This is a genomic window from Rhodoferax sp. U11-2br (assembly GCF_018619435.1).
Classification (GTDB): domain Bacteria; phylum Pseudomonadota; class Gammaproteobacteria; order Burkholderiales; family Burkholderiaceae_C; genus Rhodoferax.
In genome coordinates, this window is sequence record NZ_JAHFZF010000013.1 from 62400 (window position 1) to 89155 (window position 26756).

The 26756-nt window shown below is 59.4% G+C and carries 25 protein-coding genes; 14 read left to right on the plus strand and 11 right to left on the minus strand.

The window, feature by feature from the left end:
- Positions 1 to 11 precede the first annotated feature (11 nt).
- Complete coding sequence (locus KKO72_RS10430) at positions 12 to 1589, minus strand: transglycosylase SLT domain-containing protein (protein WP_251140577.1); 1578 nt, start codon at positions 1587 to 1589, stop codon at positions 12 to 14.
- Complete coding sequence (gene gloB / locus KKO72_RS10435) at positions 1586 to 2353, minus strand: hydroxyacylglutathione hydrolase (protein ID WP_214938003.1); 768 nt, start codon at positions 2351 to 2353, stop codon at positions 1586 to 1588. Before gloB ends, KKO72_RS10430 begins: the two co-directional genes overlap by 4 nt.
- Between gloB and KKO72_RS10440 the strand changes: the two genes are divergently transcribed.
- The 4 genes from KKO72_RS10440 to KKO72_RS10455 all read left to right on the plus strand — a co-directional run bounded on the left by KKO72_RS10440 (position 2352) and on the right by KKO72_RS10455 (position 6720).
- Complete coding sequence (locus KKO72_RS10440) at positions 2352 to 3155, plus strand: class I SAM-dependent methyltransferase (RefSeq protein WP_251140578.1); 804 nt, start codon at positions 2352 to 2354, stop codon at positions 3153 to 3155. The genes gloB and KKO72_RS10440 overlap by 2 nt on opposite strands.
- Before the next feature lie 30 nt (positions 3156 to 3185).
- On the plus strand, positions 3186 to 3635 hold the full coding sequence (gene rnhA / locus KKO72_RS10445) for a ribonuclease HI (RefSeq protein WP_214938005.1): 450 nt from the start codon (positions 3186 to 3188) through the stop codon (positions 3633 to 3635).
- Positions 3636 to 3653: 18 nt separating this feature from the next.
- On the plus strand, positions 3654 to 5207 hold the full coding sequence (locus tag KKO72_RS10450; RefSeq protein WP_251140579.1) for a methyl-accepting chemotaxis protein: 1554 nt from the start codon (positions 3654 to 3656) through the stop codon (positions 5205 to 5207).
- Between the two features lie 136 nt (positions 5208 to 5343).
- The gene (locus tag KKO72_RS10455; protein ID WP_214938007.1) at positions 5344 to 6720 is read left to right on the plus strand and encodes a tryptophanase; all 1377 of its coding nucleotides are present in this window, start codon (positions 5344 to 5346) and stop codon (positions 6718 to 6720) included.
- A gap of 77 nt (positions 6721 to 6797) precedes the next feature.
- Here the strand turns inward: KKO72_RS10455 and KKO72_RS10460 are convergent, their stop codons facing one another.
- From KKO72_RS10460 to KKO72_RS10480, 5 genes are all read right to left on the minus strand, one after another.
- Positions 6798 to 7616, minus strand: coding sequence for a sulfite exporter TauE/SafE family protein (locus tag KKO72_RS10460; protein WP_214938009.1), 819 nt, complete (start codon positions 7614 to 7616; stop codon positions 6798 to 6800).
- 295 nt (positions 7617 to 7911) lie between these two features.
- Positions 7912 to 8187, minus strand: coding sequence for a septum formation initiator family protein (locus KKO72_RS10465; RefSeq protein WP_078363374.1), 276 nt, complete (start codon positions 8185 to 8187; stop codon positions 7912 to 7914).
- A gap of 9 nt (positions 8188 to 8196) precedes the next feature.
- Positions 8197 to 9483 (minus strand): phosphopyruvate hydratase, encoded by a 1287-nt coding sequence (gene eno, locus KKO72_RS10470; RefSeq protein ID WP_078363373.1) that lies wholly within the window; start codon positions 9481 to 9483, stop codon positions 8197 to 8199.
- A gap of 59 nt (positions 9484 to 9542) precedes the next feature.
- Positions 9543 to 10400, minus strand: a complete 858-nt coding sequence (gene kdsA, locus KKO72_RS10475; protein ID WP_078363372.1) for a 3-deoxy-8-phosphooctulonate synthase — start codon at positions 10398 to 10400, stop codon at positions 9543 to 9545.
- Positions 10400 to 12067 carry a CTP synthase gene (locus KKO72_RS10480; RefSeq protein WP_214938011.1) on the minus strand — a complete coding sequence of 556 codons (1668 nt, stop codon included), beginning with the start codon at positions 12065 to 12067 and terminating at the stop codon, positions 10400 to 10402. The genes kdsA and KKO72_RS10480 overlap by 1 nt, the downstream gene beginning before the upstream one ends.
- Before the next feature lie 102 nt (positions 12068 to 12169).
- On the opposite strand from KKO72_RS10480, the gene coaBC reads away from it, so the two are divergent.
- Both coaBC and dut read left to right on the plus strand, forming a co-directional pair.
- The gene (coaBC, locus tag KKO72_RS10485; RefSeq protein WP_214938013.1) at positions 12170 to 13390 is read left to right on the plus strand and encodes a bifunctional phosphopantothenoylcysteine decarboxylase/phosphopantothenate--cysteine ligase CoaBC; all 1221 of its coding nucleotides are present in this window, start codon (positions 12170 to 12172) and stop codon (positions 13388 to 13390) included.
- 2 nt (positions 13391 to 13392) lie between these two features.
- Positions 13393 to 13842, plus strand: coding sequence for a dUTP diphosphatase (gene dut / locus KKO72_RS10490; RefSeq protein WP_214938015.1), 450 nt, complete (start codon positions 13393 to 13395; stop codon positions 13840 to 13842).
- Between the two features lie 32 nt (positions 13843 to 13874).
- Here dut and KKO72_RS10495 read toward each other — a convergent pair whose 3' ends face one another.
- Positions 13875 to 14405, minus strand: coding sequence for a peptidylprolyl isomerase (locus tag KKO72_RS10495; RefSeq protein ID WP_214938017.1), 531 nt, complete (start codon positions 14403 to 14405; stop codon positions 13875 to 13877).
- Positions 14406 to 14436: 31 nt separating this feature from the next.
- Between KKO72_RS10495 and KKO72_RS10500 the strand changes: the two genes are divergently transcribed.
- From KKO72_RS10500 to KKO72_RS10525, 6 genes are all read left to right on the plus strand, one after another.
- Complete coding sequence (locus KKO72_RS10500; RefSeq protein WP_214938019.1) at positions 14437 to 15576, plus strand: cupin domain-containing protein; 1140 nt, start codon at positions 14437 to 14439, stop codon at positions 15574 to 15576.
- A 163-nt stretch (positions 15577 to 15739) separates the two neighbouring features.
- A complete protein-coding gene (locus KKO72_RS10505; RefSeq protein ID WP_078363366.1) occupies positions 15740 to 15961 on the plus strand; it encodes a hypothetical protein in 222 nt (73 codons plus the stop codon).
- 162 nt (positions 15962 to 16123) lie between these two features.
- Positions 16124 to 17410 carry a sodium:proton antiporter NhaD gene (nhaD, locus tag KKO72_RS10510; protein ID WP_214938021.1) on the plus strand — a complete coding sequence of 429 codons (1287 nt, stop codon included), beginning with the start codon at positions 16124 to 16126 and terminating at the stop codon, positions 17408 to 17410.
- A gap of 7 nt (positions 17411 to 17417) precedes the next feature.
- Positions 17418 to 18398, plus strand: coding sequence for a D-glycerate dehydrogenase (locus tag KKO72_RS10515; RefSeq protein WP_214938023.1), 981 nt, complete (start codon positions 17418 to 17420; stop codon positions 18396 to 18398).
- A gap of 232 nt (positions 18399 to 18630) precedes the next feature.
- Positions 18631 to 20037 carry a DNA recombination protein RmuC gene (rmuC, locus tag KKO72_RS10520; RefSeq protein ID WP_214938060.1) on the plus strand — a complete coding sequence of 469 codons (1407 nt, stop codon included), beginning with the start codon at positions 18631 to 18633 and terminating at the stop codon, positions 20035 to 20037.
- Between the two features lie 50 nt (positions 20038 to 20087).
- Positions 20088 to 21245: an MFS transporter gene (locus KKO72_RS10525; RefSeq protein ID WP_214938061.1), complete on the plus strand. Its 1158-nt coding sequence runs from the start codon at positions 20088 to 20090 to the stop codon at positions 21243 to 21245.
- A gap of 4 nt (positions 21246 to 21249) precedes the next feature.
- Here the strand turns inward: KKO72_RS10525 and KKO72_RS10530 are convergent, their stop codons facing one another.
- The 3 genes from KKO72_RS10530 to earP form a co-directional block, all read right to left on the minus strand.
- Positions 21250 to 22125: a TIGR00730 family Rossman fold protein gene (locus KKO72_RS10530; protein WP_214938025.1), complete on the minus strand. Its 876-nt coding sequence runs from the start codon at positions 22123 to 22125 to the stop codon at positions 21250 to 21252.
- A gap of 81 nt (positions 22126 to 22206) precedes the next feature.
- On the minus strand, positions 22207 to 22761 hold the full coding sequence (gene efp / locus KKO72_RS10535; protein ID WP_214938028.1) for an elongation factor P: 555 nt from the start codon (positions 22759 to 22761) through the stop codon (positions 22207 to 22209).
- A 92-nt stretch (positions 22762 to 22853) separates the two neighbouring features.
- Entirely contained in the window at positions 22854 to 23987 is a 1134-nt protein-coding gene (earP, locus tag KKO72_RS10540; protein WP_214938030.1) for an elongation factor P maturation arginine rhamnosyltransferase EarP, read from the minus strand.
- 27 nt (positions 23988 to 24014) lie between these two features.
- Here earP and uvrC point away from each other — a divergent pair, with 27 nt between their 5' ends.
- Both uvrC and pgsA read left to right on the plus strand, forming a co-directional pair.
- Positions 24015 to 26144 (plus strand): excinuclease ABC subunit UvrC, encoded by a 2130-nt coding sequence (gene uvrC / locus KKO72_RS10545; protein WP_214938032.1) that lies wholly within the window; start codon positions 24015 to 24017, stop codon positions 26142 to 26144.
- 41 nt (positions 26145 to 26185) lie between these two features.
- On the plus strand, positions 26186 to 26752 hold the full coding sequence (gene pgsA / locus KKO72_RS10550; RefSeq protein ID WP_214938034.1) for a CDP-diacylglycerol--glycerol-3-phosphate 3-phosphatidyltransferase: 567 nt from the start codon (positions 26186 to 26188) through the stop codon (positions 26750 to 26752).
- Positions 26753 to 26756: the final 4 nt, after the last annotated feature.

Consider the following 26756-nt stretch of genomic DNA (forward strand, 5'->3'; position numbering starts at 1 on the left):
CCTCACTCGGATCACTTCTTTTTGGCTGGCGCCGCTTTCGTGGGCGCTACAACTGCTTTTTTGCGCGCTGGCACCTTGGCGGCTTTTTTGGCGCTGCTTCCCGGTGATGAGCGTGCGGCTTTGCTTGACGGTGCCGCCCTCACGGCCCGACTCGCGCGTGCGGGCAAATACACCACCACTTTTTGTCCGGCCTTGAAGACGGCTGACGCGCTGATGTTGTTCCAGCGCGCGACTTCCGCCACGTTCAGACCATAACGTTTGGCCAGGGAGGCCACACTGTCTTTTTTGCCGGCTTTGACACTGGTCTTTCGCAGCACCACCTCGGGCGCCAGCGACAGCTGGCCGTTATCGGCCACATGGTTGCTCACATCATTGAGCACACTGCTGTCACGGCGCACCAGCAAGGTCGAGCCGGCACGGATCAGCATGCGGCCCTTGATGTTGTTGACCTCGCGCAGCTCGTTCTCTGACATGTTGAAGCGGTTGGCGGCGTCAGCAGGTTTGAGGGTCGCGGGTGCAATCCAGGCCGTCCAGCTGGCCAGACCACTGCCACCATAGGCCTCTAGGTTGGCTTGAAACACCTCGGCGTTGTCCCAGGGCAGCAGGATGCTGGGTGTGCCTGCTGCCAGCAGCACCGGTTTGGAAGCCGACGGGTTGAGCGCCCGGAAGTCGTTCAAAGGCACCCCGGCCAGTTTGGCTGCCAGCGCCACATCGATGTCGCGGCGAATTTCCACCGTTTGGAAATACGGATGGTTGCCAATGGCGGGCAAACGTGTGTTGAATTTGTCCGGGTCGGTCACGATGTTTTTAACGGCCTGCAGCTTGGGCACATAAAACTGCGTTTCCATCGGCATCTTGAGGTCGAGGTAGCTGGTGCCCAGGCCCAGCTTTTTGTTTTTGGCAATGGCCCGGGAGACACTGCCTTCGCCCCAGTTGTAGGCGGCAAGTGCCAAGTGCCAGTCACCAAACATGCCGTACAGACGTTGCAGGTAGTCCAGCGCGGCGCGGGTGGAGGCCAGCACATCACGACGCTCGTCACGAAACATGTTTTGCTTGAGTTCGAAGTATTTGCCGGTGGCGGGCATGAACTGCCACATGCCGGCAGCGCGCGCGCTGGAGACCGCCTGCGGGTTGAACGCGCTTTCAATAAAGGGCAGCAGGGCCAGCTCGGTGGGCATGCCGCGCCGCTCCAGTTCTTCCACAATGTAGAACAGGTACTTGCCACCCCTGTCGGTCATGCGTTGCACATAGTCGGGCCGGGTGGCGTACCACTGTTCGCGGTCACGTACTAGGTCGTTGTCGAGCTCGGGCATGGCAAACCCGAGGCGGATGCGGTCCCACATGTCGGCGGGTGGGGTCAGCGCGTGCACCGGCAAGGCATTCAGAGTCAGGCTTGGCAGGGCACGCAAACCGCCGCTGGGGTAGACCGGGTTGCGCAATCCGGGGGCGCTGTTGTCGCTACGTACGCCTGGTGCACTGGGTGAGGTGGCCAGGGTGTAGGTGTCTGGTTGGCCACTTGGGGTGGTGCTGGCACAGCCCACCAGCACAAGACAAAGCAGCAGCGCTGCCGATTTCAAAAAATGTGTCAAAACTGATTTTTCCAGGTTCGCAGCGCCGCAAACACACGCACCGGGTCAAGGGCGGTGGCGTCAAATTGCTGCACGGCGCGGATCACACTGGGGAGGTGTGTCCGCAAAAAAGGGTTGATGGCTTTTTCCAGACCGATGCTCGAAGGTAGGCTGGGCAAGTGCTGTTCACGCAGCGTTTGGACGGTGGCCTGGTGGTTGAGCACGTCCTGGTTACTGGGCTCAACGGCATGTGCAAAGACCAGCCCACTGGCCGTGTACTCATGGGCGCAGCACACCCGCGTGTTGTCCGGCAAGGCGGCCAGTTTGCCCAGCGAGTTGAGCATTTGTGCAGGAGTGCCTTCAAACAGGCGTCCACTGCCTGCGCTGAACAAGGTGTCACCACAGAACAGCAGCGGGTCCTGGCCCTCGGGCTCGGTGTAGAAGGCAATGTGGCCAGCGGTGTGTCCGGGCACGTCGATCAACCGCAGGCGCCAACCCAGCAACTCAACCACATCACCACCCGACAGGCGTGTCAGCGGTTCAGGCATTTGCTCTAGCATGGGGCCAAACACCCGCGCGCCGGTCGCCTCGCGCAGTTCGGCCACGCCGCCGGTGTGATCATGGTGGTGGTGCGTGACTAGAATCGCCTCGAGTTGGACATCCAGATCTTGAATTGCCTCAAAAACAACCTGGGCATCGCCGGGGTCCACCACCAGGGCACGCTGTCCATCGTGCAGCATCCAGATGTAGTTGTCGTTGAAAGCAGGCAGTGGAATTAAGTTCATGAGCGGTCAAATTATAGGGATGCACGATTGGTTGGCCTCTCCGCCAGGGCAGTACCTGCTGTCCTGGGAGCGGGCGCAAATGGCACAGGCGGTGGGCAATGTGTTTGGGTTTCACGCGCTGCAACTGGGCTTGCCCGAGCTGGACGCACTCGAAGCCAACCGCATGCCACACCGCTGGCTGGCCACGCAAACCCCGACAGAAACCAGCATCTTGCCGCAGGAGCCATCCGCCAGCCCACGAGCGGCGCTGGTCACGGATTTTTCAGCCTTGCCGTTCTCGGCCAACAGCCTCGATCTGGTGGTGATGCCCCATGCGCTGGAGCTCTCCGCCGATCCACACGGCGTCTTGCGCGAGGTGGCGCGTGTACTGATGCCTGAAGGCCGGGTGGTGATTTGTGGACTGAACCCATTAAGTATGTGGGGCTTTTGCCAGCGGCGACCGAACTGGTTCCGCTGGATGGGGGCGCAGCGGCTGCTGCTGCCGTCGGCGGGGGAATGTATTGGCTATTTGCGCTTGCGTGATTGGTTGAGCCTGCTGAGTCTGGAGATCGAAGACAGCCAATTTGGCTGCTATCGGCCCGCCTGCTCCAGCCAGGCCTGGTTGCAGCGCTTCAACTGGATGGACAAGGCGGGTGCGCGCTGGTGGCCGATACTGGGCTCGGTGTACTGTCTGGTGGCGGTCAAGCGGGTGCGTGGCATGACCTTGATCAACCCGGCCCGAAAGGCCGTCAGACGCTTGGCGGTTGCTCCTGTTACTGTAGCTAATAGCTCAGGTAACATAAGGTCTACAGGCCAAAAATGACACATAAACCTAAACACATGGGCAAACACATTGAACAGCATTGATATTTATACCGACGGCGCCTGCAAGGGCAACCCCGGCCCGGGCGGCTGGGGCGCGTTGCTGAAGTCGCCAGAGGCGCAAAAAGAATTGTGTGGCGGTGAACTCGACACCACCAACAACCGCATGGAGATGATGGCGGTGATCGAGGCCTTGTCGGCGCTCAAGCGCCCTTGCAAGATCACGCTGCATGTGGACAGCCAGTATGTGCTCAAAGGCATGACCGAGTGGCTGCCGGGCTGGAAAGCACGCGGCTGGAAAACCGCCACCAAGGCACCGGTCAAAAATGTTGATCTGTGGCAACGGCTGGATGCTTTGGTGAATGGCGGTGCTCATCAGATCGAGTGGCGCTGGGTGCGTGGTCATAATGGTCACCCGGGTAACGAGCGAGCCGATGAACTTGCAAATCGGGGGGTCGATATGGCGCTGCAAAAGCGCTGATCACACGGAGGCACTTGAATGTTGAAACTGACGTCGATGAGCATCGCCCGTCGCTTGACCTGGCTGATTGCCAGTGCCATGTTGGGTCTGGTGTTGCTGGCGAGTGTGTTCCTGTGGTCTGAACGCGCCCTGATCCTGGAGGAACGCCAGGCGGCTGTGCGCCAAACGGTCGAGATTGCACAGGGGGTGTTGACGCATTTTCATGGTCTGGAAACACAGGGCAAGCTGCCGCCGGACGAGGCCAAACGGCAGGCCATCGAGATGCTGCGCAAGCTGCGCTACAGCGGCGCCGAGTATTTCTGGATCAACGACATGCATCCGAACATCGTGCTGCACCCGATCAAGCCCGAACTCGAAGGCAAAGACGTCAGCAACCTGAAAAGTCCCACGGGACAGTTGATTTTTGTGGACTTTGTCAATCAGGTTAAAACCGGTGGGGATGGTTTTGTGTCTTATGTCTGGCCCAAACCAGGCAATACCGAACCGGTGCCGAAAATTTCTTACGTCAAGGGTTTTGAGCCGTGGGGCTGGGTGATTGGCTCCGGGGTCTATGTCGAAAATGTCGATGCTGCGGTCTGGCGTCGGACCACCGGTTTCGCCGGTGGCACCCTGCTGCTGCTGGGTCTGCTGGGTGCTTTGGGTCTGCTGATTTCGCGCAGCATCCAACGCCAACTGGGTGGTGAACCCAGCTATGTCAGCGCCTTGACACAACGCATTGCCCAAGGTGACCTAGCGATGCACATTGACTTGAAGCCCAACGACAGCAGCAGCATGTTGTTTCACATTGGTGCCATGCGCGATACCTTCGCCACCATTGTGCGCGAGGTCCGTGAGGGCTCTGAAAGTGTCGCCACCGCCAGCGCCGAGATTGCCCATGGCAACCACGACTTGTCGGCGCGCACCGAATCCCAGGCCAGCTCGCTGGAGCAAACGGCTGCCAGCATGGAGCAGCTCAACGGCACCGTGCAGCACAACGCTGACAGCGCCGCTCAGGCCAGCCAGATGGCAGTGCAAGCCAGCAGCGTGGCGGTGCAGGGTGGGCAGGTGGTGGCCGAAGTGGTTGACACCATGCGCGGCATCAATGAGGCGTCGCGCCGGATCGGCGACATCATCGGCGTGATTGACGGTATCGCCTTCCAGACCAATATCCTTGCCTTGAACGCGGCCGTGGAAGCGGCACGTGCCGGTGAGCAGGGCCGTGGATTTGCCGTGGTTGCCTCTGAGGTGCGATCGCTGGCCGGGCGCAGTGCCGCAGCCGCCAAAGAAATCAAGACCCTGATCGATGCCAGCGTGGAACGCGTGGCCAGTGGCACTGCCTTGGTGGATCAAGCGGGCAGCACCATGACCGAGGTGGTCAGCAGCATTTCCCGACTGGTCGATGTGATGGGTGAGATCAGTGCAGCCAGCCGCCAGCAAAGCCTGGGTGTGTCGCAGGTGGGTGAGGCGGTTACGCAAATGGACCAAGTGACGCAGCAAAACGCGGCCTTGGTCGAGGAAATGGCCGCTGCCGCCAGCGGCTTGAAATCCCGTGCAAGTGACCTGGTGCAGATCGTGGCGCTGTTCAAGCTTTGAGGAACACGCTTGCGTTGCGGGTATTTCAGGGGCAGAGCGGGTCGGCCCCTCATTTGAAATCTGTTGTATTTAACCGACACCACAGGGTTTAAGCCGGTGCTAACTTCTCGCCTCCATTGACTGAGACGAGCAAAACATGCCCAAAACCCTGATCGAACCCTTCCGTATCAAAAGCATTGAACCCATCCGTATGACGACCCGTGAGGAGCGGGTTCAGCTGCTCGAAGCTGCCAAACTCAACGTTTTTAAATTGCACGCCGAAGACGTGTTGATCGATTGGCTGACCGACTCCGGCACCGGCGCCATGTCCAGCCGCCAGTGGGGCGCCATCATGGAAGGCGACGAAAGTTACGCCGGTGCACGCAGCTTCTACCGGCTGGAGAAAGTCATCCAGGACATCACCGGCATGAACTTCTTTGTGCCGACCCACCAAGGCCGGGCCGCTGAAAAAGTGCTGTTCACCGCCGTATGCAAAAAGGGTGACGTGGTGCCCAACAACTGCCACTTTGACACCACCCGTGCCAACCTGGAGTACCTCGGTATCGAGGCGCTGGATCTGGTGGTTCCCGAAGGGCTGCAACCCGCCACCATCCATCCATTCAAGGGCAACATCGATCTGGAGCGCGTTGAAGCCTTGCTGAAAGAACGTGGTGACCAGATCCCGTTTGGCATGATCACCGTCACCAACAACACCGGTGGTGGCCAGCCGGTGGCGATGGCCAACATCCGTGCTTATGCCGCCTTGCTCAAGAAATACGGCAAGCCTTTCATCATGGACGTGTGCCGTTTCTCGGAAAACGCGATGTTCATCAAGATGCGTGAACCGGGCTACGAAAACACCCCGATCAAGGACATCGTGCGTGAGATGTTCAGTTACGCCGACGGTGCGACCATGAGTGCCAAGAAAGACGGCATGGTCAATATTGGCGGTTTCATCGTGCTGCGCAGCGAGGAGTGGATGGACGCTGTGCGCAACGTGTTGATCATGACCGAAGGGTTTCCCACCTACGGTGGTCTGGCCGGGCGCGACCTGGAAGCGCTGGCGGTGGGGCTGGAGGAGGGCATGCAGGAAGACTACCTGCGTTACCGACTGCGCACCGCCGAATACCTGGGTGAACGGCTGGAGGCGGCGGGTGTCAGCTTTGTCAAGCCCACCGGTGGCCACGCGGTCTACATCGACGCACGTACCGTCTTGCCTGATATGCCGGTGGCGCATTACCCTGCCTGGGCTTTGTGCAATGCCCTGTACCTCGAGGGCGGCATTCGCGGTGTGGAAATTGGCTCAGTGATGTTTGGCAAACGCCTGGCCGATGGCAAGGAGACCTACCACAGCATGGAGCTGGTGCGCTTGGCGTTCCCGCGGCGCATGTACACCCAGAGCCACTTTGACTACGCCGCCGAAGTGATTGCCGAGGTGAAGGGCAAAGCCGCCAGCATTCGTGGTGTGAAGATCACCAAACAGCCGCCCTTTCTGCGTCACTTTACCTGTGAGTGTGGCTGGGTGGACGCCTGAACCAGACGGGGGCCACAGCTGTGGCCTTCACCGAGACAAGTGCGTGACCTACCTGATACCAGCAATGGGGCCACGCCTTACCAGCTGACCACCGCGCGGTACAACATGTAAGTCGCCAGCAGGTACAAGACGCTGGCAAACACCCGTTTGAGACGTTTGACAGGCAGTTTGTGGGCCGCTGCCGCACCCAAGGGTGCGGTCAGGATGCTGCAACTGGCAATCACCACCAGAGCGGGAAACCAGATGTACCCCAGGGAATAAGGGGGCAGTTGGGCCACACCAGAGCCGCTCACCACAAAACCCAGTGCATTGGCCAGGGCGATGGGAAAACCCAGGGCGGCCGAGGTGGCCACCGCCGCGTGAATGGGCACATTGCACCAGGTCATGAAAGGCACGCTGACAAAACCACCACCAGCCCCGACCAGCCCTGACAAAAAGCCAATCACCGAACCGGTACCTAGCAAACCCATCGGCCCGGGTACCGAGCGGCTTGGTGCAGGCTTTTTGTCCAGAAACATCTGGGTGGCGGAAAATCCCACAAACAAGGCAAAAACCAAGGCCAAGGTCGAGCCCTTCAGAACGGCAAAGACACCGATGCTGGCGATACCCGCGCCCAGAACAATGCCTGGCGCCAGGCTTTTGACCAAATCCCAGCGGATGGCACCACGTTTGTGGTGCGCACGCAAGCTCGACACGGAGGTGAAAACGATGGTAGCCATGGAGGTGGCAATGGCCATCTTGATGGACAGCTGCGGGTCTACACCCTGGCTGGAGAGAATGGCTGTGACAAACGGCACCATGATCATGCCGCCACCAATCCCAAGCAACCCCGCCAAAAAGCCCGAGATCAGACCCAGCAGGCCTAGGGCAAGAATCAGGGAGGGTTCAAAGTGCATTGGCCATATCAAAAAAGGTGTCTGCCGTGGCACCAGACCGGCATCCTGAACCGGGGTTCAGGTGGGCGAGGTCAGCGTCGTCTTGGGTTCATCTAACGCGAGATGATCACGCCAACAACACAATGTTCCAAGCCCTGGCTCAATGAGCATTGGTTCAAGGAATATACAGCCCAGCGAACACGACAGACGGCCCCATTGTAGGCGGCGATGTGGGGTCAACACGCAGTGAGAGGGATTTTTGTGGCGAGGGGCTGGAAGTCAGCCTGCCTTTCGTTCAAGGCCGAGCGGGTCGGTCTCAACGCGACATCTGTACATAGATCTCGTTGGTTTTCACCATGCCCAGTTCCATCCGGGCCTTTTCTTCAACCATTTCGAGGCCTTCCTTGAGGTCTTGCACCTCGGCCTCCAGCTGGCTGTTGGCCTGCTGGAACTGCTCATTTTTCTGAAGCTGGTCGCTCAGGTCGGCGCGTAATTGCGCCACCTTGGGCAAACTGCCCCGGCCCAACCACAGCTGCGCGTGCAACAGCAGCAGCAGCGTGATCAGCAGGGTCGGGACGAGGCGTCTGCCCACAACTGGCGTTTAGCGCAGGTTGTAGAACGCAGCGCGGCCAGGGTAGGAAGCGACTTCACCCAAGTCTTCTTCGATGCGCAGCAGCTGGTTGTACTTGGCCATACGATCCGAACGGCTCAAGGAACCGGTCTTGATCTGCAAGGCGTTCATGCCCACGGCGATGTCGGCAATGGTCGAGTCTTCGGTTTCGCCAGAGCGGTGGCTGATCACGGCTGTGTAACCGGCGCGTTTGGCCATTTCGATGGCGGCGAAGGTTTCGGTCAAAGTGCCGATCTGATTGATCTTGATCAGGATCGAGTTGGCAATGCCTTTGTCGATGCCTTCTTTGAAGATCTTGGTGTTGGTCACAAACAAGTCGTCACCAACGATCTGCACGTTTTTGCCCAGGCGGTCGGTCAAGACTTTCCAGCCATCCCAGTCGCCTTCGGCCATGCCGTCTTCGATGCTGATGATCGGGTATTTGTCGACCCAGGTGGCCAACATGTCGGTCCATTCCTCAGCGCTCAAGACCAGGCCTTCACCTTCGAGGTGGTATTTGCCGTCTTTGTAGAACTCGCTGGCAGCGCAGTCCAGGCCCAGGGCGATGTGTTCACCAGCGACAAAACCGGCTTTGTCAATCGCTTGCAAAATCAGCTGGATCGCGGCTTCATGGCCACCTTCAACCTTGGGTGCAAAACCACCTTCGTCACCCACAGCGGTGCTGATGCCCTTGTCGTGCAGGATCTTCTTGAGGGCATGGAACACTTCTGCGCCGTAACGCAGGGCTTCACGGAAAGAGGGGGCGCCAACCGGAATGATCATGAACTCTTGCAAGTCCAGGTTGTTGTTGGCGTGTTCGCCGCCGTTGATGACGTTCATCATCGGCACGGGCATCTGCATACCACCCATGCCGCCGAAGTAGCGGTACAGCGGGAGGCCGGACTCTTCAGCGGCAGCACGTGCCACAGCCATGGAGACGGCCAACATCGCGTTGGCGCCCAGGCGGGATTTGTTTTCGGTTCCGTCCAGGTCGATCAGGGTCTTGTCCAGGAAGGCTTGTTCCGACGCATCCAGACCCAGCACGGCTTCCGAGATTTCGGTGTTGATGTGCTCGACGGCTTTGAGGACACCTTTGCCGAGGTAACGGGTTTTGTCATTGTCACGCAGCTCGATCGCTTCGCGGCTTCCGGTAGAAGCGCCGCTTGGGACTGCGGCGCGACCCATGGTGCCGCTTTCCAGCAACACGTCGCACTCGACCGTGGGGTTGCCACGGGAGTCCAGAATTTCACGACCTACGATATCTACGATTGCACTCATTGGCTTCTTTCAGTAGTTAAACACACGGGAAAAGGGGTTATAGATGGGGCGTGATTGAATCACGCCGAGAAGTCATTTTCAAGAAAACCATGCTTTTTGGTAACCCGGTCGAGGTCCAACAGGGTTTCCAGCAGGGCTTTCATGTGTTTGAGGGGCACCGCATTGGGACCATCGCTCAGGGCTTGCGCCGGGTTCGGGTGGGTTTCCATGAACAGGCCCGCCACACCCACGGCCACGGCTGCGCGTGCCAGCACCGGCACCATCTCGCGTTGGCCGCCACTGCTGGTGCCTTGGCCGCCGGGCAGTTGCACCGAGTGGGTGGCATCAAACACCACGGGCGCCTGGGTATCACGCATGATGGCCAGCGAACGCATGTCGCTCACCAGGTTGTTGTAGCCAAAACTGGCACCACGTTCACAGGCCATGAAGTTGTCCTCCACCAGACCTGCTTCACGTGCGGCTGCACGGGCTTTGTCGATGACGTTTTTCATGTCACCGGGGGCGAGAAACTGCCCCTTCTTGATGTTCACTGGTTTGCCACTCTGGGCCACAGCGCGGATGAAATCGGTCTGGCGGCACAAAAAAGCCGGGGTTTGCAACACATCCACCACCGACGACACCTGGGCGATCTGGTCTTCAGAATGGATGTCGGTGAGCACCGGTAAACCGAGTTCACGTTTGACCTTGGCCAGAATCTCCAGGCCCTTGTCAATGCCGGGGCCACGGAAGGTGTTGCCGCTGGAACGGTTGGCCTTGTCAAAACTGCTTTTGAAAATGAACGGGATGCCCAGGCTGGTCGTGATCTCTTTCAGCGTGCCCGCCGTGTCCATTTGCAATTGCTCGGACTCGATCACACAGGGCCCGGCGATCAGGAAAAACGGCCGATCCAGGCCAATCTCAAAACCACAGAGTTTCATCAGGCCAACGCTTTCTCAGGGGTGGATGTGACTTGTTGGTCCAGGGCTGCGCGCACAAACGCGTTAAACAGCGGATGGCCAGCCCAAGGGGTGGACTTGAACTCGGGGTGGAACTGCACCCCCATGAACCACGGGTGCACCGCTTGCGGCAGTTCGACAATCTCAGTCAGGTGCTCACGCTGGGTCAACGCCGATATCACCAGCCCGGCCTGGCGCAGCTTGTCGAGGTAATTCACATTGGCTTCAAAACGGTGGCGGTGCCGTTCGGTGACCACGTTGCCATAAATCTTGTGCGCCAGCGTGCCCTTGACCACATCTGAGCTTTGAGCGCCGAGGCGCATGGTGCCGCCCAGGTCCGAGTCTTCGGTGCGTGTCTTGATGCTGCCGTCGGCGTCTTTCCATTCGGTGATCAAGGCGATCACCGGATGGGGGCAATCGGGAACAAATTCGGTGCTGTTGGCGTCGGTCAAACCGGCCACATGGCGCGCAAATTCGATGGTGGCCACTTGCATCCCTAAGCAGATGCCCAGGTAAGGAATCTTGTTTTCACGGGCAAAACGCGCCGCGCAGATCTTGCCTTCGACACCCCGCACACCAAAACCACCAGGCACCAAAATCGCGTCAAACTTGGCCAGCTGCGCCACGTTGTCAGGCGAGAGGGTTTCCGAGTCGATGTAACTGATGTTGACGTGCACATGGTTTTTCATGCCCGCGTGGCGTAGCGCCTCGTTGAGTGACTTGTAACTGTCGCTCAGCTCGACATATTTGCCCACCATGGCAATCGAGACATTGCCCTTGGGATGTTCGGTTTCATTTACCAAGTCATCCCAGCGTTTGAGGTTGGCTGGTGGTGTGTTCAGGCGCAACTTGTCACAAATCAGACCGTCCAGGCCTTGTTCATGCAGCACCCGCGGCACTTTGTAAATGGTATCGACATCGGGCATGGAGATCACACCCCATTGCGCCACATTGGTGAACAGCGAGATCTTTTCGCGCTCGTCATCGGGGATGCAGCGGTCAGCACGGCACAACAGGGCGTCGGGCTGGATACCAATCTCGCGCAATTTTTGCACCGTGTGTTGTGTCGGCTTGGTTTTGAGTTCACCCGCTGCAGCGATCCACGGCACATAAGTCAGATGCACAAAAGCGGCCTGGTTCGGGCCTAAGCGCAGGCTGAGCTGGCGCACTGCTTCCAGGAACGGCAGCGACTCGATGTCACCCACGGTGCCGCCGATTTCCACAATCGCCACATCCACCGCATCCGGTGTGCCAAAGTCGGCACCGCGTTTGATGAAGTCCTGGATTTCGTTGGTCACATGCGGGATCACCTGAACGGTTTTGCCCAGGTAGTCACCACGGCGCTCTTTTTCGAGCACACTTTTGTAGATCTGGCCGGTGGTGAAGTTGTTGGCCTTTTTCATGCGCGTTTCAATAAAACGCTCGTAGTGCCCCAAATCAAGGTCGGTTTCCGCACCGTCATTGGTCACAAACACTTCACCATGCTGAAATGGCGACATCGTGCCGGGGTCGACATTCAGATAGGGATCCAATTTGATCAGAGTGACTTTGAGGCCACGTGATTCAAGGATCGCGGCGAGTGAGGCTGAGGCGATTCCCTTGCCCAGGGAAGACACCACGCCGCCGGTGACGAAGACAAATTTGGTCATGTCGAGGGGAGCTGCACGCTCATGGAGCTGGTAAAAAAGGATTATAGAAGGCCGCCTTGTTGCGGCCATGTAACCGGGTACCGCTCTGTTACATTGCGGCGCATGAAAGATCTTGCTGGGAAACACATTGTTCTGGGCCTCACTGGGGGAATTGCCTGCTACAAGTCGGCCGAGCTGTGCCGACTGCTGATCAAAGCAGGTGCGACGGTGCAGGTGGTGATGACGGCCGCTGCCGAGCAGTTCATCACCCCGGTGACGATGCAGGCGCTGAGCCAGCGCACCGTGGCCACCTCACAGTGGGACGCGCGTGAAGCCAACAACATGGCACACATCAACTTGAGTCGCGAAGCCGATGCCTGCCTGATCGCACCCTGCAGTGCCGATTTCATCGCCAAGCTGTCGCACGGTCAGGCCGATGAGTTGCTGAGCCTGATGTGTCTGGCGCGGCCAATCGACAAGGTGCCGCTGTTGCTGGCGCCGGCCATGAACCGCGAAATGTGGGCACACCCGGCCACCAAGCGCAATATGGCGCAGGTGGCGACTGACGGCGCGGTGGTGCTGGGGGTGGGCAGCGGTGAGCAGGCCTGTGGTGAAACGGGCGACGGTCGCATGCTGGAACCCCAGGATCTGCTGGACGAGCTGATCGCTTTTTTTCAGCCCAAGTTACTCACAGGTCAGCATGTGCTGGTCACCGCCGGGCCGACCTACGAGGCGATGGACCCGGTGCGTGGTATCACCAATCTGTCGAGTGGCAAGATGGGGTTTGCCATTGCCCGTGCCGCGCGCGAGGCGGGTGCCGAGGTCACGCTGGTGGCTGGTCCGGTCAGCCTGCCGACGCCGCGTGGCATCCATAGGGTGGATGTGCGTTCAGCATCCAATATGCTCGAAGCCGTTATGGATAAAGCGCCAGTAGCTGATATTTTTGTAGCAACTGCAGCAGTGGCCGATTGGCGCCCTGCGCAAGAGGCCGAACAGAAAATCAAGAAAGACGGCTCGGGCCAAGCGCCCACGCTAAGCTTTGTAGAGAACCCCGACATCCTGGCAACGCTGGCGCAGTCACCCCGTGCGCAAAGCGGCGAGCTGTTTTGCGTCGGTTTTGCGGCAGAGAGCCAGGACCTGGTGGCCAATGCCCAAGCCAAGCGGCTTCGCAAGGGTGTGCCCCTGCTGGTGGGCAACATCGGTCCGGCCACCTTTGGTCAGGATGACAACACCTTGCTGCTGGTGGACGAGCAAGGTGTGCGCGAGTTGTCGCGTGACTCCAAGCTTGCACTGGCTCGTAAATTAATAGCGGACATCGCTCACAAAACAAGGGCTACAGGCTAAATATGCTAGATATTGATATCAAGATCATCGACCCGCGGCTGGCTGACCAGCTGCCCACCTATGCCACACCGGGAAGTGCCGGGCTGGATTTACGCGCCTGTCTGGACGCGCCATTGACTTTGCAACCCAATGCCTGGCAACTGGTGCCCACAGGCATGGCGATTTACCTCAAGGACCCGGGCTACGCGGCATTGATCCTGCCGCGCTCGGGTCTGGGTCACAAACATGGCATTGTGTTAGGCAACCTGGTGGGATTGATTGACAGCGACTACCAGGGGCAGCTGATGGTCAGCGCCTGGAACCGCAGCAGTACTGCGTTCACCATCGAGCCGATGGAGCGTATTGCCCAGCTGGTGGTGGTGCCGGTGATGCAGGCGCGTTTCAACGTGGTGAACGAGTTTCCCGCCAGCGAACGTGGCGAGGGCGGTTACGGCTCCACCGGCAAAGCCTGAGTCCAACAGGCGCTTGCGGGCGCCCTGTGACTTCAGTGCAAGCTGTCGCTGCCGGGTGCCTGCAGCATAGGTGTGATCCGGAAAAAACCGGTGCCAGCGGTGCCGCTGCCGATTTCTTCCTCGGTGGCCTCACGCACCGCGCGCACGGTCAGGCTCAGGCGCAGCGCGATACCCGCCAGCGGGTGGTTGCCGTCCAGCACCACATGTTCCGGATAAATCTCGGTCACGGTGTAGAGCGCGTCATGTGGTGCATCGGGGTTGCAGCCAGCGGGCAGGGCGCTGCCGTCAAAGGTCATGCCTTCTTCGAGTTCATCGGGAAACAGGGCGCGGCTTTCTAGGAACACCAGTTGTTCGTTGTACTCGCCAAACCCTTGCTCGGGCTCGATCTGCAGTTTGACGGTGTCACCTGCGCTGCAGCCTTGCAAGGCGTCTTCAATGATCTGGAACAGGTCATCCCCGCCGATCAGAAATTCAACCGGGTCCTGGAGCACGTCCAGTTCTTCACCGAGGGTGTCGCTGAGGGTCCAGCTTAAAGCGGCTACGCATTGTTCAGTAATTTTCATACCTAGAATTGTCGCATTAGAGGAGCATTCCATGGACATCACCCAAGCCCTGCCTTTGCTGGGCGGCATCAGCCCGCAGCAGTTCATGAAACGCTACTGGCAAAAAAAGCCCCTGTTGGTGCGCCAGGCGCTGCCTCAGTTCAAGCCACTGTTGAGCCGCTCCGAGCTGATGGCCCTGGCCGCAGATGAGGATGTGGCCTCACGTCTGGTGGTGCAACAGCCGGGTAAGAGTCCCGGCTGGCAACTCAAACACGGTCCGTTTCAGCGCAAAGCCTTGCCCCCGTTCAAACAAGCCGGCTGGACCATCCTGTTGCAGGGTGTGGACCTGCATGATGAGTCTGTGCACCAACTCATGAACCAGTTCCGTTTTGTGCCCGATGCCCGACTGGATGATGTGATGATCAGCTATGCCAGCGATGGAGGGGGGGTGGGTCCGCACATCGACAGTTACGACGTGTTTTTGTTGCAAGCCCATGGTCGCAGGTTATGGCGCATCGGACGGCAGAAAAAGCCGGTGCTGCAGGACGGTGTGCCGTTACGGATCCTGAGCAACTTTGTCCCGGAGCAGGAGTTTGTGGTCGAGCCGGGAGATATGTTGTACCTGCCGCCTGGTTATGCCCATGATGGCATCGCCCAGGGTGAGTGCATGACCTACTCGATTGGTTTTCGCATCCCCAAAAAAGCCGAGCTGGCGCGAGAGCTGTTGCAGCGTGTGGCAGAGCAGGCCGAGGACGAACTCGGTGAGGTGCTGTACCGTGATGCCAGCCAGCCTGCGGTGGCGCAAGCTGCCGAGATACCGGCCGCCATGTTGGCGTTTGCCCACCAAGCGGTCGAGGACGCTCTCAAGGATCCGCTGGCGCTGGCGCGCGGACTGGGTGAATACATGACCGAACCCAAACCTCAGGTCTGGTTTGAAGCTTTGCCACAGGAGGGCGGGGTCGAGCTGGCTGGCTGCGCGGTACAACTGGATCGTCGCACCAAGATGATGTTCGATCAGCAGCACATTTTCATCAACGGTGAGAGTTTTCTGGCTGCTGGCCGGGATGCCGAGCTGATGCGTTTGCTGGCCAATCAGAAAAGCCTGAGCGCCAAAGAGCTGCAAAAGCTCAGCAAGCAGGCTCAGAAGCTGCTTGCTGCATGGGCCGTGGCAGGGTGGTTGCACCTGATTTAGGCCTCAAGCATAAGATATGTGGTATGTCAATGGTAGAAACCATTGGTATGGTGACTATAATCAAGCCCCAAGCAACGCTCGCTTCAGCGATGTATGCTTGTTGGGATGCAGGTGACTGCATCAACAATTTCCGGAAATTGTCTTTTTTTTTAGGTAATTACAAATGAACAAAACTCTCGTACTCGCCGCTGTGATCGCTGCTGCTGCTTTGGCTGCTTGTGGCAAGAAGGAAGAAGCTCCTGCACCCGCTGTTGAAGCACCTGCCGCTGCTGCTGCTCCCGCTGCTGAAGCACCTGCTGCCCCCGCTTCTGACGCTGCTGCTGCTCCCGCTGATGCCGCCGCTGCTGCTGCTGCTGAAGCCGCCAAGGCTGCTGCTTCCAAGTAATTGGACCCAGCCCAAAAAAGCCACCTTCGGGTGGCTTTTTTTTTGCTTAGTGACCTGGGCTGCGTGGTTTCCTATCGGCTTTTAGGGACCTGAAAGTCGGGTTGTCGACAAAACCGACGGTGATAATCGCCCTGTCGTTCCATCAAAAACAAAGGTATTTTCATGTTGACAGCTCTGGTCATTGTTTTTGTGCTGGCTTACGCAGCCATCGCGCTTGAACACCCTATCAAAATCAATAAGTCAGCCTCGGCTTTGATTGGTGCCGGCTTGTTATGGACCATCTACGCCGTGTCCAGTGCAGACGCCCATCTGGTGGGTGAGAACCTGTCCGAATCGCTCATGGGCACCGCACAAATTGTGTTCTTTTTGATGGGTGCCATGACCATTGTTGAAGTGATCGACGCCCACAACGGGTTCGAGGTGATCACCTCGCGTATCAAAACTACCAAACTCTCCACCCTGATGTGGATGGTGGGTTTTGTGTCCTTTTTTCTGAGTTCCATTCTGGACAACCTGACCACCACCATCGTGATGGTGTCGCTGATGAAAAAGCTGCTCGACAAGCGCGATGACCGGCTGTTTTTTGCCGGCATCATCGTGATTGCCGCCAATGCGGGTGGCGCATGGACGCCGATTGGTGACGTGACCACCACCATGTTGTGGATTGGTGGCCAGATCACCGCACTGAACATCATGAAAGAACTGTTCGTGCCGTCCATGATCAATCTGTTGGTGCCCCTGGCTGTGACCGCTTTTCTCTTGAAGGGCAAACCCGTGGTGTCGCCAGAGCGCCAGTCCGATTCAAACCGGGTGGTGTCCACCAACGCAGAACGCAACATCATGTTTTTCCTGGGCTTGGGGATTCTGGTGGCGGTGCCGGTGTTCAAGACGCTGACCCATTTGCCTCCTTTCATGGGCATTTTGTTTGGCCTGGGCATCTTGTGGCTGGTGGGTGATCTGTTGCACCGCGACAAGTCTGACGAAGACAAGGACCACTTCACACTGGTGCATGCCTTGTCCAGGATCGACATGGGTTCGATCGTGTTTTTCATCGGCATCCTGCTGGCGGTGGCCTCGCTGGAACACACTCATATCCTGACCTCGCTGGCGCAGTGGCTCGATGCCACGGTGGGCCGCCAGGACGTCATTGTGTTGATCATCGGTCTGGTGAGTGCCGTGGTGGACAACGTGCCTTTGGTGGCTGCATCGATGGGCATGTATGACCTGGCCCAGTTCCCGGCGGACAGTTTCCTGTGGGAGTTCATGGCCTATTGCGCGGGCACTGGCGGTTCCATCCTGATCATCGGCTCGGCCGCGGGTGTGGCCGCGATGGGCTTGGAGAAAATTGATTTCTTCTGGTACATGAAAAAAATCAGCGGGCTGGCGCTGCTGGGCTATTTTGGGGGCGCCCTGTGGTACATCGTTGAGATGCGCCTGCTTGGACACTGAGCCCGCCATGAAACCTGCTGTTCTGGTCGCACGTGCTGTTTTCCCCGAGGTTCTGGACAAGCTGGCGCAGCATTTTGAGGTGTCGTCCAATCAAGACGATGTGTTGTGGACACCCACCGAGCTGGCGCAGCAGCTCCAGGGCCAACAAGGTGTTTTCACCACCGGCAGCCAGCGGATTGATGCGGCGCTGCTGGCGGCTTGCCCTGACCTGAAGATCTGCGCCAACATGGCGGTGGGTTACAACAATTTTGATCTTGACGCGATGACGGAGGCTGGTGTGCTGGCCACCAACACCCCCGATGTGTTGACCGAGACTACCGCCGATTTTGGTTTTGCATTGCTGCTGGCCACGGCGCGGCGCATCTCCGAGTCGGAGCACTTTTTACGTGCGGGTTTGTGGAACCACTGGCGCTATGACCTGTTTGCCGGGGCTGAGGTGCATGGCCGCACCCTGGGCATTCTGGGCATGGGCCGCATCGGGCAGGGCATTGCCAAGCGCGGCGCCTTTGGTTTTGGTATGAAGGTGATCTACCACAACCGCTCGCGGTTGGACGATGCCACCGAAGCGACCTGTCAGGCGCGTTGGGTCAGCAAGGAGGAGTTGTTGCGCAACAGCGATCACCTGATGTTGGTGCTGCCCTACAGCGCCGCGTCCCACCACAGCATCGGTCAGCTGGAGCTGGCGCAGATGAAGCACACAGCCACCCTGGTCAACATCGCACGCGGTGGCATTGTGGATGACGCCGCGCTTGCTGCAGCCTTGCGCACCGGCCAGTTGGCGGCCGCCGGACTCGATGTGTTTGAGGGGGAGCCAGTGGTGCACCCGGACCTGCTGGCCTGCCACAACGTGGTGCTGACCCCGCACATTGCCAGCGCCACCCAGCCCACCCGGCTGGCCATGGCGCAACTCGCGGCAGACAACCTGATCGGGTTTTTGCTGCATGGCAAACCCTTGACACCGTTGAACCCGCAGGTGCTGGCAGCCTGAGTTGGTGTCGACGGTCACGCACTAACAGATGGTGCTTTGATCGACACGGTGCCAACCCTGATTGGCCTTGTGGGTTGAATCATTTGTTATGAAAATAATAGCTGATAGTCCTTTTGATAAAAGGGCTGGAGGCTTATTCTTTATATAAAGCAGTCAAAACCGCAGGCCAGGGGTATTCGGTTTTGAACCACAATCGGAACCCAGGAGAAATTTGAACGTGACTGATTTGGCAATGTGGGGCGCGCTGGCGCTGGGTGTGATCAATGTGGTGTTGTTGCTGGTGCTGTGGCAGCGCCTGAGTCAGGTCAAGCAGCCCGACGCCATCGAACTGGCCAACCGGCAGCAAGAGCAGCAGGCCCAGCTGACCCGCCATCAGGCGCTGCTAACACTCATCACCCAAAGCAGCGACAAACTCGCGCGTGATTTGCAGCGCGACATCAGCGACTCATCCCGTAGCGCGCGCCAGGAACTGGCGCAGAACCTAGCCACCTTCCAGCAGACGCTGGTGCAGCAAGGCGCCGAAGCCACGCGCACCCAAAACACCCAGATTGATGCCTTTGGCCAGCAGCTGGCGCTGCTGCAAAAAACCTTGTCCGACACGCTCTCGACCCAGCTCTCGGGTTTGAGTGAATCCAATGTGCGGCGCATGAGCGAGATCCGCGAGACGCTTGAGAAACAGCTGGCCCAGTTGCAGACCAACAACGCCGCCAAACTCGACGAAATGCGTGCCACTGTTGATGAAAAATTGCAGACTACCTTGCAGGCCCGCCTGGGTGAAAGTTTCAAACAGGTTGCGGATCGGCTGGAGCAGGTGCACAAAGGTCTGGGTGAAATGCAGACGCTGGCGCAGGGCGTGGGTGACCTCAAACACCTGCTGACCAACGTCAAAACCCGCGGTATTTTTGGTGAGGCCCAACTCGCCAGCCTGCTCGAGCAGGTCTTTGTGCCAGACCAATACGCGGCCCAGGTGGCAACGCGTCCGGGCAGCAAAAACGTGGTCGACTTCGCCATCAAGCTGCCTGGACGTTCTGATTCGGGTGAGCCGCTGTGGCTGCCGATTGACGCCAAATTTCCCAATGAAGATTACGAGCGCCTGCTCGATGCCCAGGGGCGTGCCGACGTGGTGGCTGCCGAGCTGGCTGCGCGCGCACTGGAGCAACGCATCCGCCTGGAGGCCAAGTCGATTGCCGACAAGTACCTGGAGCCACCGTACACCACCGACTTTGCGATTTTGTTCCTGCCGACCGAAGGCCTGTACGCCGAGGTGCTTCGCCGCCCCGGCCTGATGGAGGCTTTGCAACGCGACTGCCGTGTGACGCTGGCCGGGCCGACCACACTGTTGGCGATGCTGAGTTCCCTGCAAATGGGCTTCAGAACCCTGGCGCTCGAGAAACGCTCGAGCGAAGTCTGGCAGGTGCTCGGTGCGGTGAAAACCGAGTTTGGCAAATTTGGTGATGTGCTGGCCAAGGTCAAGGCCCAGACCGAAACCGTGCTCAAGACGCTGGACAGCGCCCAAACCCGCAGCCGCGCGATGGGGCGTGCTCTGAAAACGGTAGAGGCTTTGCCCGAGACCCAGGCCCAGTCGCTGATCACGCTGGACCGCGACTTTGACAGCAGTGAAGGGACACCCGGCGCGTGAGCTCTGCCCCTCTGAGTGAGCCCGCCGCGCCGAATCCGGTGTTGCCCCAAATGGGCCTAGCGCGGCTGATTGCTGGCCACATCTGCCTGCACGCCTGTATGGCCGGTATGCGGCTCGCGTCACCCCTGCTGGCCCTGCGTGAGGGCTACAGTGCCTTGGCCGTGGGCACGCTGCTGGCCTTGTTTGCGCTGACCCAGGTGTTCCTGGCCATGCCTGCCGGGCGTTACACCGACCGCCATGGTTTCAAACGGCCGATGAGGCTGGCTGTCGGCATGGCCAGTGCAGGTGCGGCGTTGGCCTTTGTGTTCCCGGTGTTTCCGGTCTTGTGCCTGAGCGCCTTGATGACCGGTGGCGCCACTGGGGTGGCATCGATCTGTGTGCAGCGCCATGTCGGGCGCTCGGCGCAAGACACGACGCAGCTCAAGTCCATGTTCAGCTGGTTGTCGATTGGACCGGCGCTGGCCAATTTTGTCGGGCCGCTGGTGGCCGGTATCCTGATTGACCAGGGTGGTTTCAGGCTGAGTTTTGCCTGTCTGGCATGTTTTCCGCTGATGACCTGGCTGTGGGTGCGTCACACCCTGGAATTGCCGCCGGTGGTGGCCCAGCCGGGTGGCAAAAAAGGCCGCGCCTGGGACCTGATGCGTGAACCCATGATGCGCCGCCTGATGCTGGTGAACTGGCTGCTGTCGTCCTGCTGGGATGTCCACACCTTTGTGGTGCCGGTGCTCGGGCATGAGCGCGGTGTCAGTGCCTCGGCCATCGGTGCGATTCTGGGTGGGTTTGCGCTGGCGGCCACGGCCGTGCGGGTGGTGTTGCCGTTTCTGGTGGCACATCTGCGGGAATGGGTGGTGGTGACCGGCGCCATGCTGAGCACCGCACTGTTGTTTGCCATCTACCCGCTGACCCACTCGGCCTGGGCCATGGCCGTGTGTTCGGCGCTGCTGGGGCTCTCCTTGGGTTCGGTACAACCGATGATCATGAGCACCTTGCACCAAATCACCCCGGAGTCACGCCATGGTGAAGCGCTGGGCTTTCGGCTGATGGCGATCAATGCCTCCAGTGTGTTCATGCCGATGTTGTTTGGCACCGCCGGTGCCACCTTGGGCGTGTCGCTGGTGTTCTGGACCGTGGGCACCGCGGTAGGTCTGGGCGCACGCTCAGCCTGGTTTTTGCGCCCGCCACCCAAAGCGGGCTCGGTGCGGCCCTGAGGCCTTACAGCGCGTAAAAGTGCCGGATCACGTCCCAGGCGGCTTCGGGGGTGTCGACGTAGTGGAACAGCTTGAGGTCTTCGGGTGAGATCACCCCTTCTTCAACCATCACATCGATGTTGAGCAGGCGTTTCCAGTAGTCACTGCCAAACAGCACGATGGGCACCGGTCGGGCTTTGCGTGTCTGCACCAGGGTGATCACTTCAAACAGCTCATCGAGCGTGCCAAAACCGCCAGGGAAGGCCACCAGCGCCTTGGCGCGCATCATGAAATGCATCTTGCGGATCGCAAAATAGTGGAACTTGAAGCTCAGCGCCGGGGTGACATAGGGGTTGGCCGACTGCTCATGCGGCAGTGCAATGTTGAGCCCCACGGTGGGTGCGCCCAGCTCGTGGGCACCCCGGTTGGCCGCTTCCATGATGCCGGGGCCACCACCGGTGCAGATGTAGAGTTTGGCGCTGTGGGTCTGGTCGTTGCTGTAGGCCGCCACCAGCCGGGCAAACAGGCGTGCCTGGTCGTAGTAGCGGGCATTGCGCAGGTGGCGCTGGGCCAGCTGGATGTCGGCCGGGTCGGCGCAGGCCAGGGCGGCCCGCATGGCGGCGTCGGCGGTTTCGGGTGAAGGAAAACGGGCGCTGCCAAACACCACGATGGTGTTGTCGATGCCTTGTTCACTCTGGTCGATCTCGGGTTTGAGCATTTCCAGCTGGATGCGGATGCCACGGGTGTCGCGGCGCAGCAGGAATTCGGGGTCGGCAAAGGCCAGTCGGTAGGCATTCGGGTGCAGCACTGTCTCTTCGACGGGGTGGTGCAACAGATCAGCCAGGGCGTCAGCCAGCTTGTGTTCGGTGACGTGTTGGGTCAGGGGTTGGGTGTGTTCCATGGTCCGAATTGTCAGGTAAAAAAAAGGGCCTCACGTTGTGAAGCCCTGCTTGTTTTTGGCAGTGAAGCCGCTCGCTGGTCCTTAGACCCGTTTGCGGTATTCGCCAGTACGGGTGTCGATTTCGACCTTGTCGCCTTGAGCCACAAAAATTGGCACACCGATGTCAAAACCGGTCGCGATTTTGGCGGGTTTCAGAACCTTGCCAGAGGTGTCACCCTTGACGGCGGGTTCGGTCCAGGTGATTTCACGCACCACGGTGGTAGGCAGTTCAACCGAAATGGCCTTGCCGTCGTAGAACACCACTTCGACTTCCATGCCGTCTTCGAGGTAGTTGAGTGCGTCGCCCATGTTCTCTGCTTCCACTTCGTACTGGTTGTACTCGGCATCCATACACACGTACATCGGGTCGGCAAAGTAGGAGTAGGTGCAATCTTTTTTGTCCAGAATGACTTGGTCCATCTTGTCGTCGGCCCGGAACACGACTTCGGTGCCGAAGTTGGCGATCAGGCTCTTGAGCTTCATGCGCACCGTGGCAGCACCGCGGCCACCGCGGGCGTATTCGGTTTTCAGGACGACCATCGGGTCTTTGCCTTGCATGATGACGTTGCCGGCGCGAATTTCTTGAGCGATTTTCATAGAGTCAGAGTGAAGTTAGGCCGCGCATCTGGCGGCGAGGGCGGCTGGAGCACTCGATGAAAAATCGACCACATGCCGCAAAGCCCGCTATTTTAGTGGGTTTTTGTCATGAAATCGAGCAATTGGCTTGCCAGATCGTTTTGCTGCAGCAGCGTTTGCCTGGCGCGCTGGCAGGCAGCTTGCCAAGTTCGCTCGTCTTCGGTCGTGAACAATGGCGCGTTGACGTCGTCGGTGCCCCTACCCGGCAAACCGTTCCAGCGCTGGTGTGCGCGGCGCAATGCGGGTGGTGCCTGCAGCCAGTCCAGGAAGGCGTGGAGCTTGTGGTGGTGGGCATCATCGTCTTGCGGGTAGATCTGCCAGACCAAGGGTTTGCCAGCCCACAGGGCGCGCACCAGCGAGTCTTCACCGCGCACAAAATTGATGTCACAGGCCCACAGCAGGTGGTCGTAGTCGGTCTGTGACAGCAAAGGAAGGTATGAAATTGAGAGCTTCTGGCCCTTGTTAAATAAGGGCTTCAGGTCAATTTTGTTCTCAACCATGTGGTGCACCGCGGCGCTTGCCCGTCCTGCGGTCACCAACAGCTGTGTGGGTCTGTCGTCCGCAGCCAAGGTGTGCAGCAAATCGGGCAGGCCTGCAGGTTCGTAACAAAACAGCGAGACCAGGCGCTGGCCTTGCCAGGCTATGCCTTGTGCTGTCAACCAGGCGCTGCGCTCGAAACTGGCCTGGCGGACCAGCAGATCGGCTTCGCGCAACAGGCCGCCGGTGTTGGGTGTGAAGCCAGGGTAGAAAAAATGCTTGGTCAGCCCCTGGCCCGGCCCATACATCACGGGCGAGGGCAGGGTGTGGCAGCGCGCGACGTAGGCCTCGGCGCTCAGGTATTCGAGGTTGATCCACTGGCTTATCTGGCCTGTAGTCCTTATCTTGTGGGCGTATGCAGCTATGAATTCAGGATCAATCTCACAGCCAAAGGCTTCCACCAGCACATCGCCGGGGCTCTGACCGTGTTGTGTGAAAGGGCTGGTCCAGGGCAGCACCGTGACTCCGGGTGCACCATCGGGCGCCATCCAGGCCAGGGCCGAGGCATCGTCGACCCAGAGCCGCACGGTCTGGTCGCGTTGTGCCAGATCCACACACAGGCGCCAGCAGACACCGATGTCACCAAAGTTGTCGATCACGCGGCAAAAAATATCCCAGTGCAATTTGGGCTGAGCAGGTGGCAAATTCATGACCGGGATTGTCCACAATAGCGCCCTATGTCTGATTTGCCTGAAAACCCCGTGCCACCCGTTGACCCCGTCAAGCTGCCTGCCGAACTGCCGCCCGTTGTGACCCTCAGCCCCGATGGTGGGGAGCCAGAGGCTCCTGCCGGTGTCCACCCCGAGCAACTGCTCAATGATGTGGCAAGCCTGCCCGCGTTGCCGGGGGTCTACCGCTACTTTGATGCCCAAGGCCAGGTGTTGTATGTGGGCAAGGCGATCAACCTCAAAAAACGGGTGTCGAGTTATTTCCAGAAGAACCACGGCGGCACCCGCATTGGCCACATGGTGGGCAAGATTGTGCGGCTGGAGACCACCGTGGTGCGCTCCGAGGCCGAGGCGCTGCTGCTTGAAAACAACCTGATCAAGACGCTCAACCCCAAGTACAACATCCTGTTTCGGGACGACAAGAGTTACCCTTACCTCAAGATCAGCGCCCCGGCACCTCTGCCCAAAGACAGCAGCCTTCTTGCAAAAAAAGGGGCGCCTGGCCCTTTATCTGTAAGGGCTACAGGCCCAAAAGACACACCATCGTCGGTGACCCGGATCAATGGTGACTGGTTCCCCCGCGTCTCCTATTACCGGGGTGCGGTCGAGAAAAAACACCACTACTTTGGCCCCTACCCCAGTGCCTGGGCGGTCAAGGAAGCGATTTTGCTGATGCAAAAGGTGTTCAAACTGCGCACCTGTGAGGAGTCGGTGTTTGCCAACCGCACCCGGCCTTGTTTGCTGTACCAGATCAAACGCTGCTCCGGCCCTTGCGTGGGCCACATTTCACCTGCCGACTACGCCCAGGATGTGGCAGATGCCGAACGTTTCTTGAATGGCGACGCACAAGAGGTGATGAGCAGCCTGCAGGCACGCATGATGGCGCACGCCGACAAACTCGAATTCGAGCAGGCAGCCGAGTTGCGCAACCAGACCGCCGCGCTTTCGAGTGTGTTACACCAGCAGAGTGTGGACAACGTCAGCGACCGCGATGTCGACATCCTCGCGGTCAAGCTGCAGGGCGGGCGCGCCTGCGTCAACCTGGCCATGGTGCGTGGCGGGCGCCATCTGGGGGATCGGCCCTACTTTCCGGTGCAGGTGCAAGACGGCGCCGCGCTGGAGCTAGAGGACGAGGGCGCGGCGGCACGTTCGGTTGAATCACACATCCTGGACGCCTTCATCGCCCAGCATTACCTGAATGTGCCGGTGCCACCCTCGCTGGTGGTGAGCGCCCCGGTGGACAAGGCGCTGCTCAAAGCGCTGACCGCACAGACCGGCATCAAGGTCACGGCGGTGCATGCGCCGCGTGAACAACGCCGGGTCTGGCTGGAGATGGCCCAAACCAATGCCAACCTGCAACTGGCTCGGCTGTTATCCGAAGAAGGCTCCCAACAGGCGCGCACCCGCGCCCTCTACGAGGCGCTGGATCTGGGGCTGGACGACCTGGACGAGCTTCGCATCGAGTGTTTTGACATTTCGCACACTGCGGGTGAGTCAACCCAGGCCTCGTGTGTGGTGTTTCACCACCACAAGATGCAAAACGCCGAGTACCGGCGTTACAAGATCACCGACATCACACCGGGTGACGATTACGCCGCGATGCGCCAGGTCTTGTTACGTCGTTACGGCAAGCTCGCCGAGGTCTTGCAGGAAGCCAAACGCACGGGCGAAACCCCACCGGGCACCGGTCGTTTGCCGGACCTGGTGCTGGTCGACGGTGGCAAGGGCCAGGTCAGCATGGCGCGTGAGGTGTTCACGCAACTGGGGCTCGATCTCTCGCTGATCGTGGGGGTGGAAAAAGGCGAGGGCCGACGCATCGGCCTGGAAGAGCTGGTATTTGCCGATGGGCGCGAGAAGGTCTACCTGGGCAAGGACTCGGCCGCACTGATGCTGGTGGCGCAGATCCGCGACGAGGCGCACCGTTTTGCCATCACCGGCATGCGCGCGGCGCGCGCCAAGGTGCGTATGGACGGTGGCAAGCTCGAAGACATCCCTGGCATCGGCCCGAAACGGCGTGCCCGCCTGTTGCAGCGTTTTGGTGGTGTCAGGGGGGTGGCAATGGCCTCGGTGGATGACATGGCCAGTGTCGAAGGCATCTCGCATGAACTGGCGGAAGAAATCTATCGGGCGTTGCACTGATCGGTGCGGGTGAGACGGTGGCTGCATGCCACAATCGAGACATGTTCTGGACCATTCCTACCCTCATGACCTGGGCGCGTATTGCGGCCATTCCCTTGATCGTTGGTGTGTTTTACCTGCCGATTGAGCCAGCCCACCGCAACCAGATTGCCACCGTGATGTTTGTGGTGTTTGCCGCCACCGACTGGCTCGACGGTTTTCTGGCGCGCCGGCTCAACCAGGTGTCGGCTTTTGGTGCCTTTCTGGACCCGGTGGCCGACAAGTTTCTGGTCTGTGCCTGTGTGCTGGTGCTGGTGCACCTGGGGCGTGCCGATGTGTTTGTGGGTCTGATCATCATTGGCCGCGAGATCGCGATCTCGGCGTTGCGCGAGTGGATGGCGCAGATTGGTGCCTCGCGCAGTGTGGCGGTGCACATGATCGGCAAACTCAAGACCACCGCCCAAATGGTGGCGATCCCGTTCCTGCTGTATGACGGGCTGCTGTTCGGCTTGATCGACACCCACCTCTGGGGTGTCTGGCTGATCTGGCTGGCCGCGATCATGACCGTCTGGTCAATGGTCTATTACCTGCAAAAAGCCCTTCCGGAAATCCGCGCCAAGGTCAAGTAAGGAG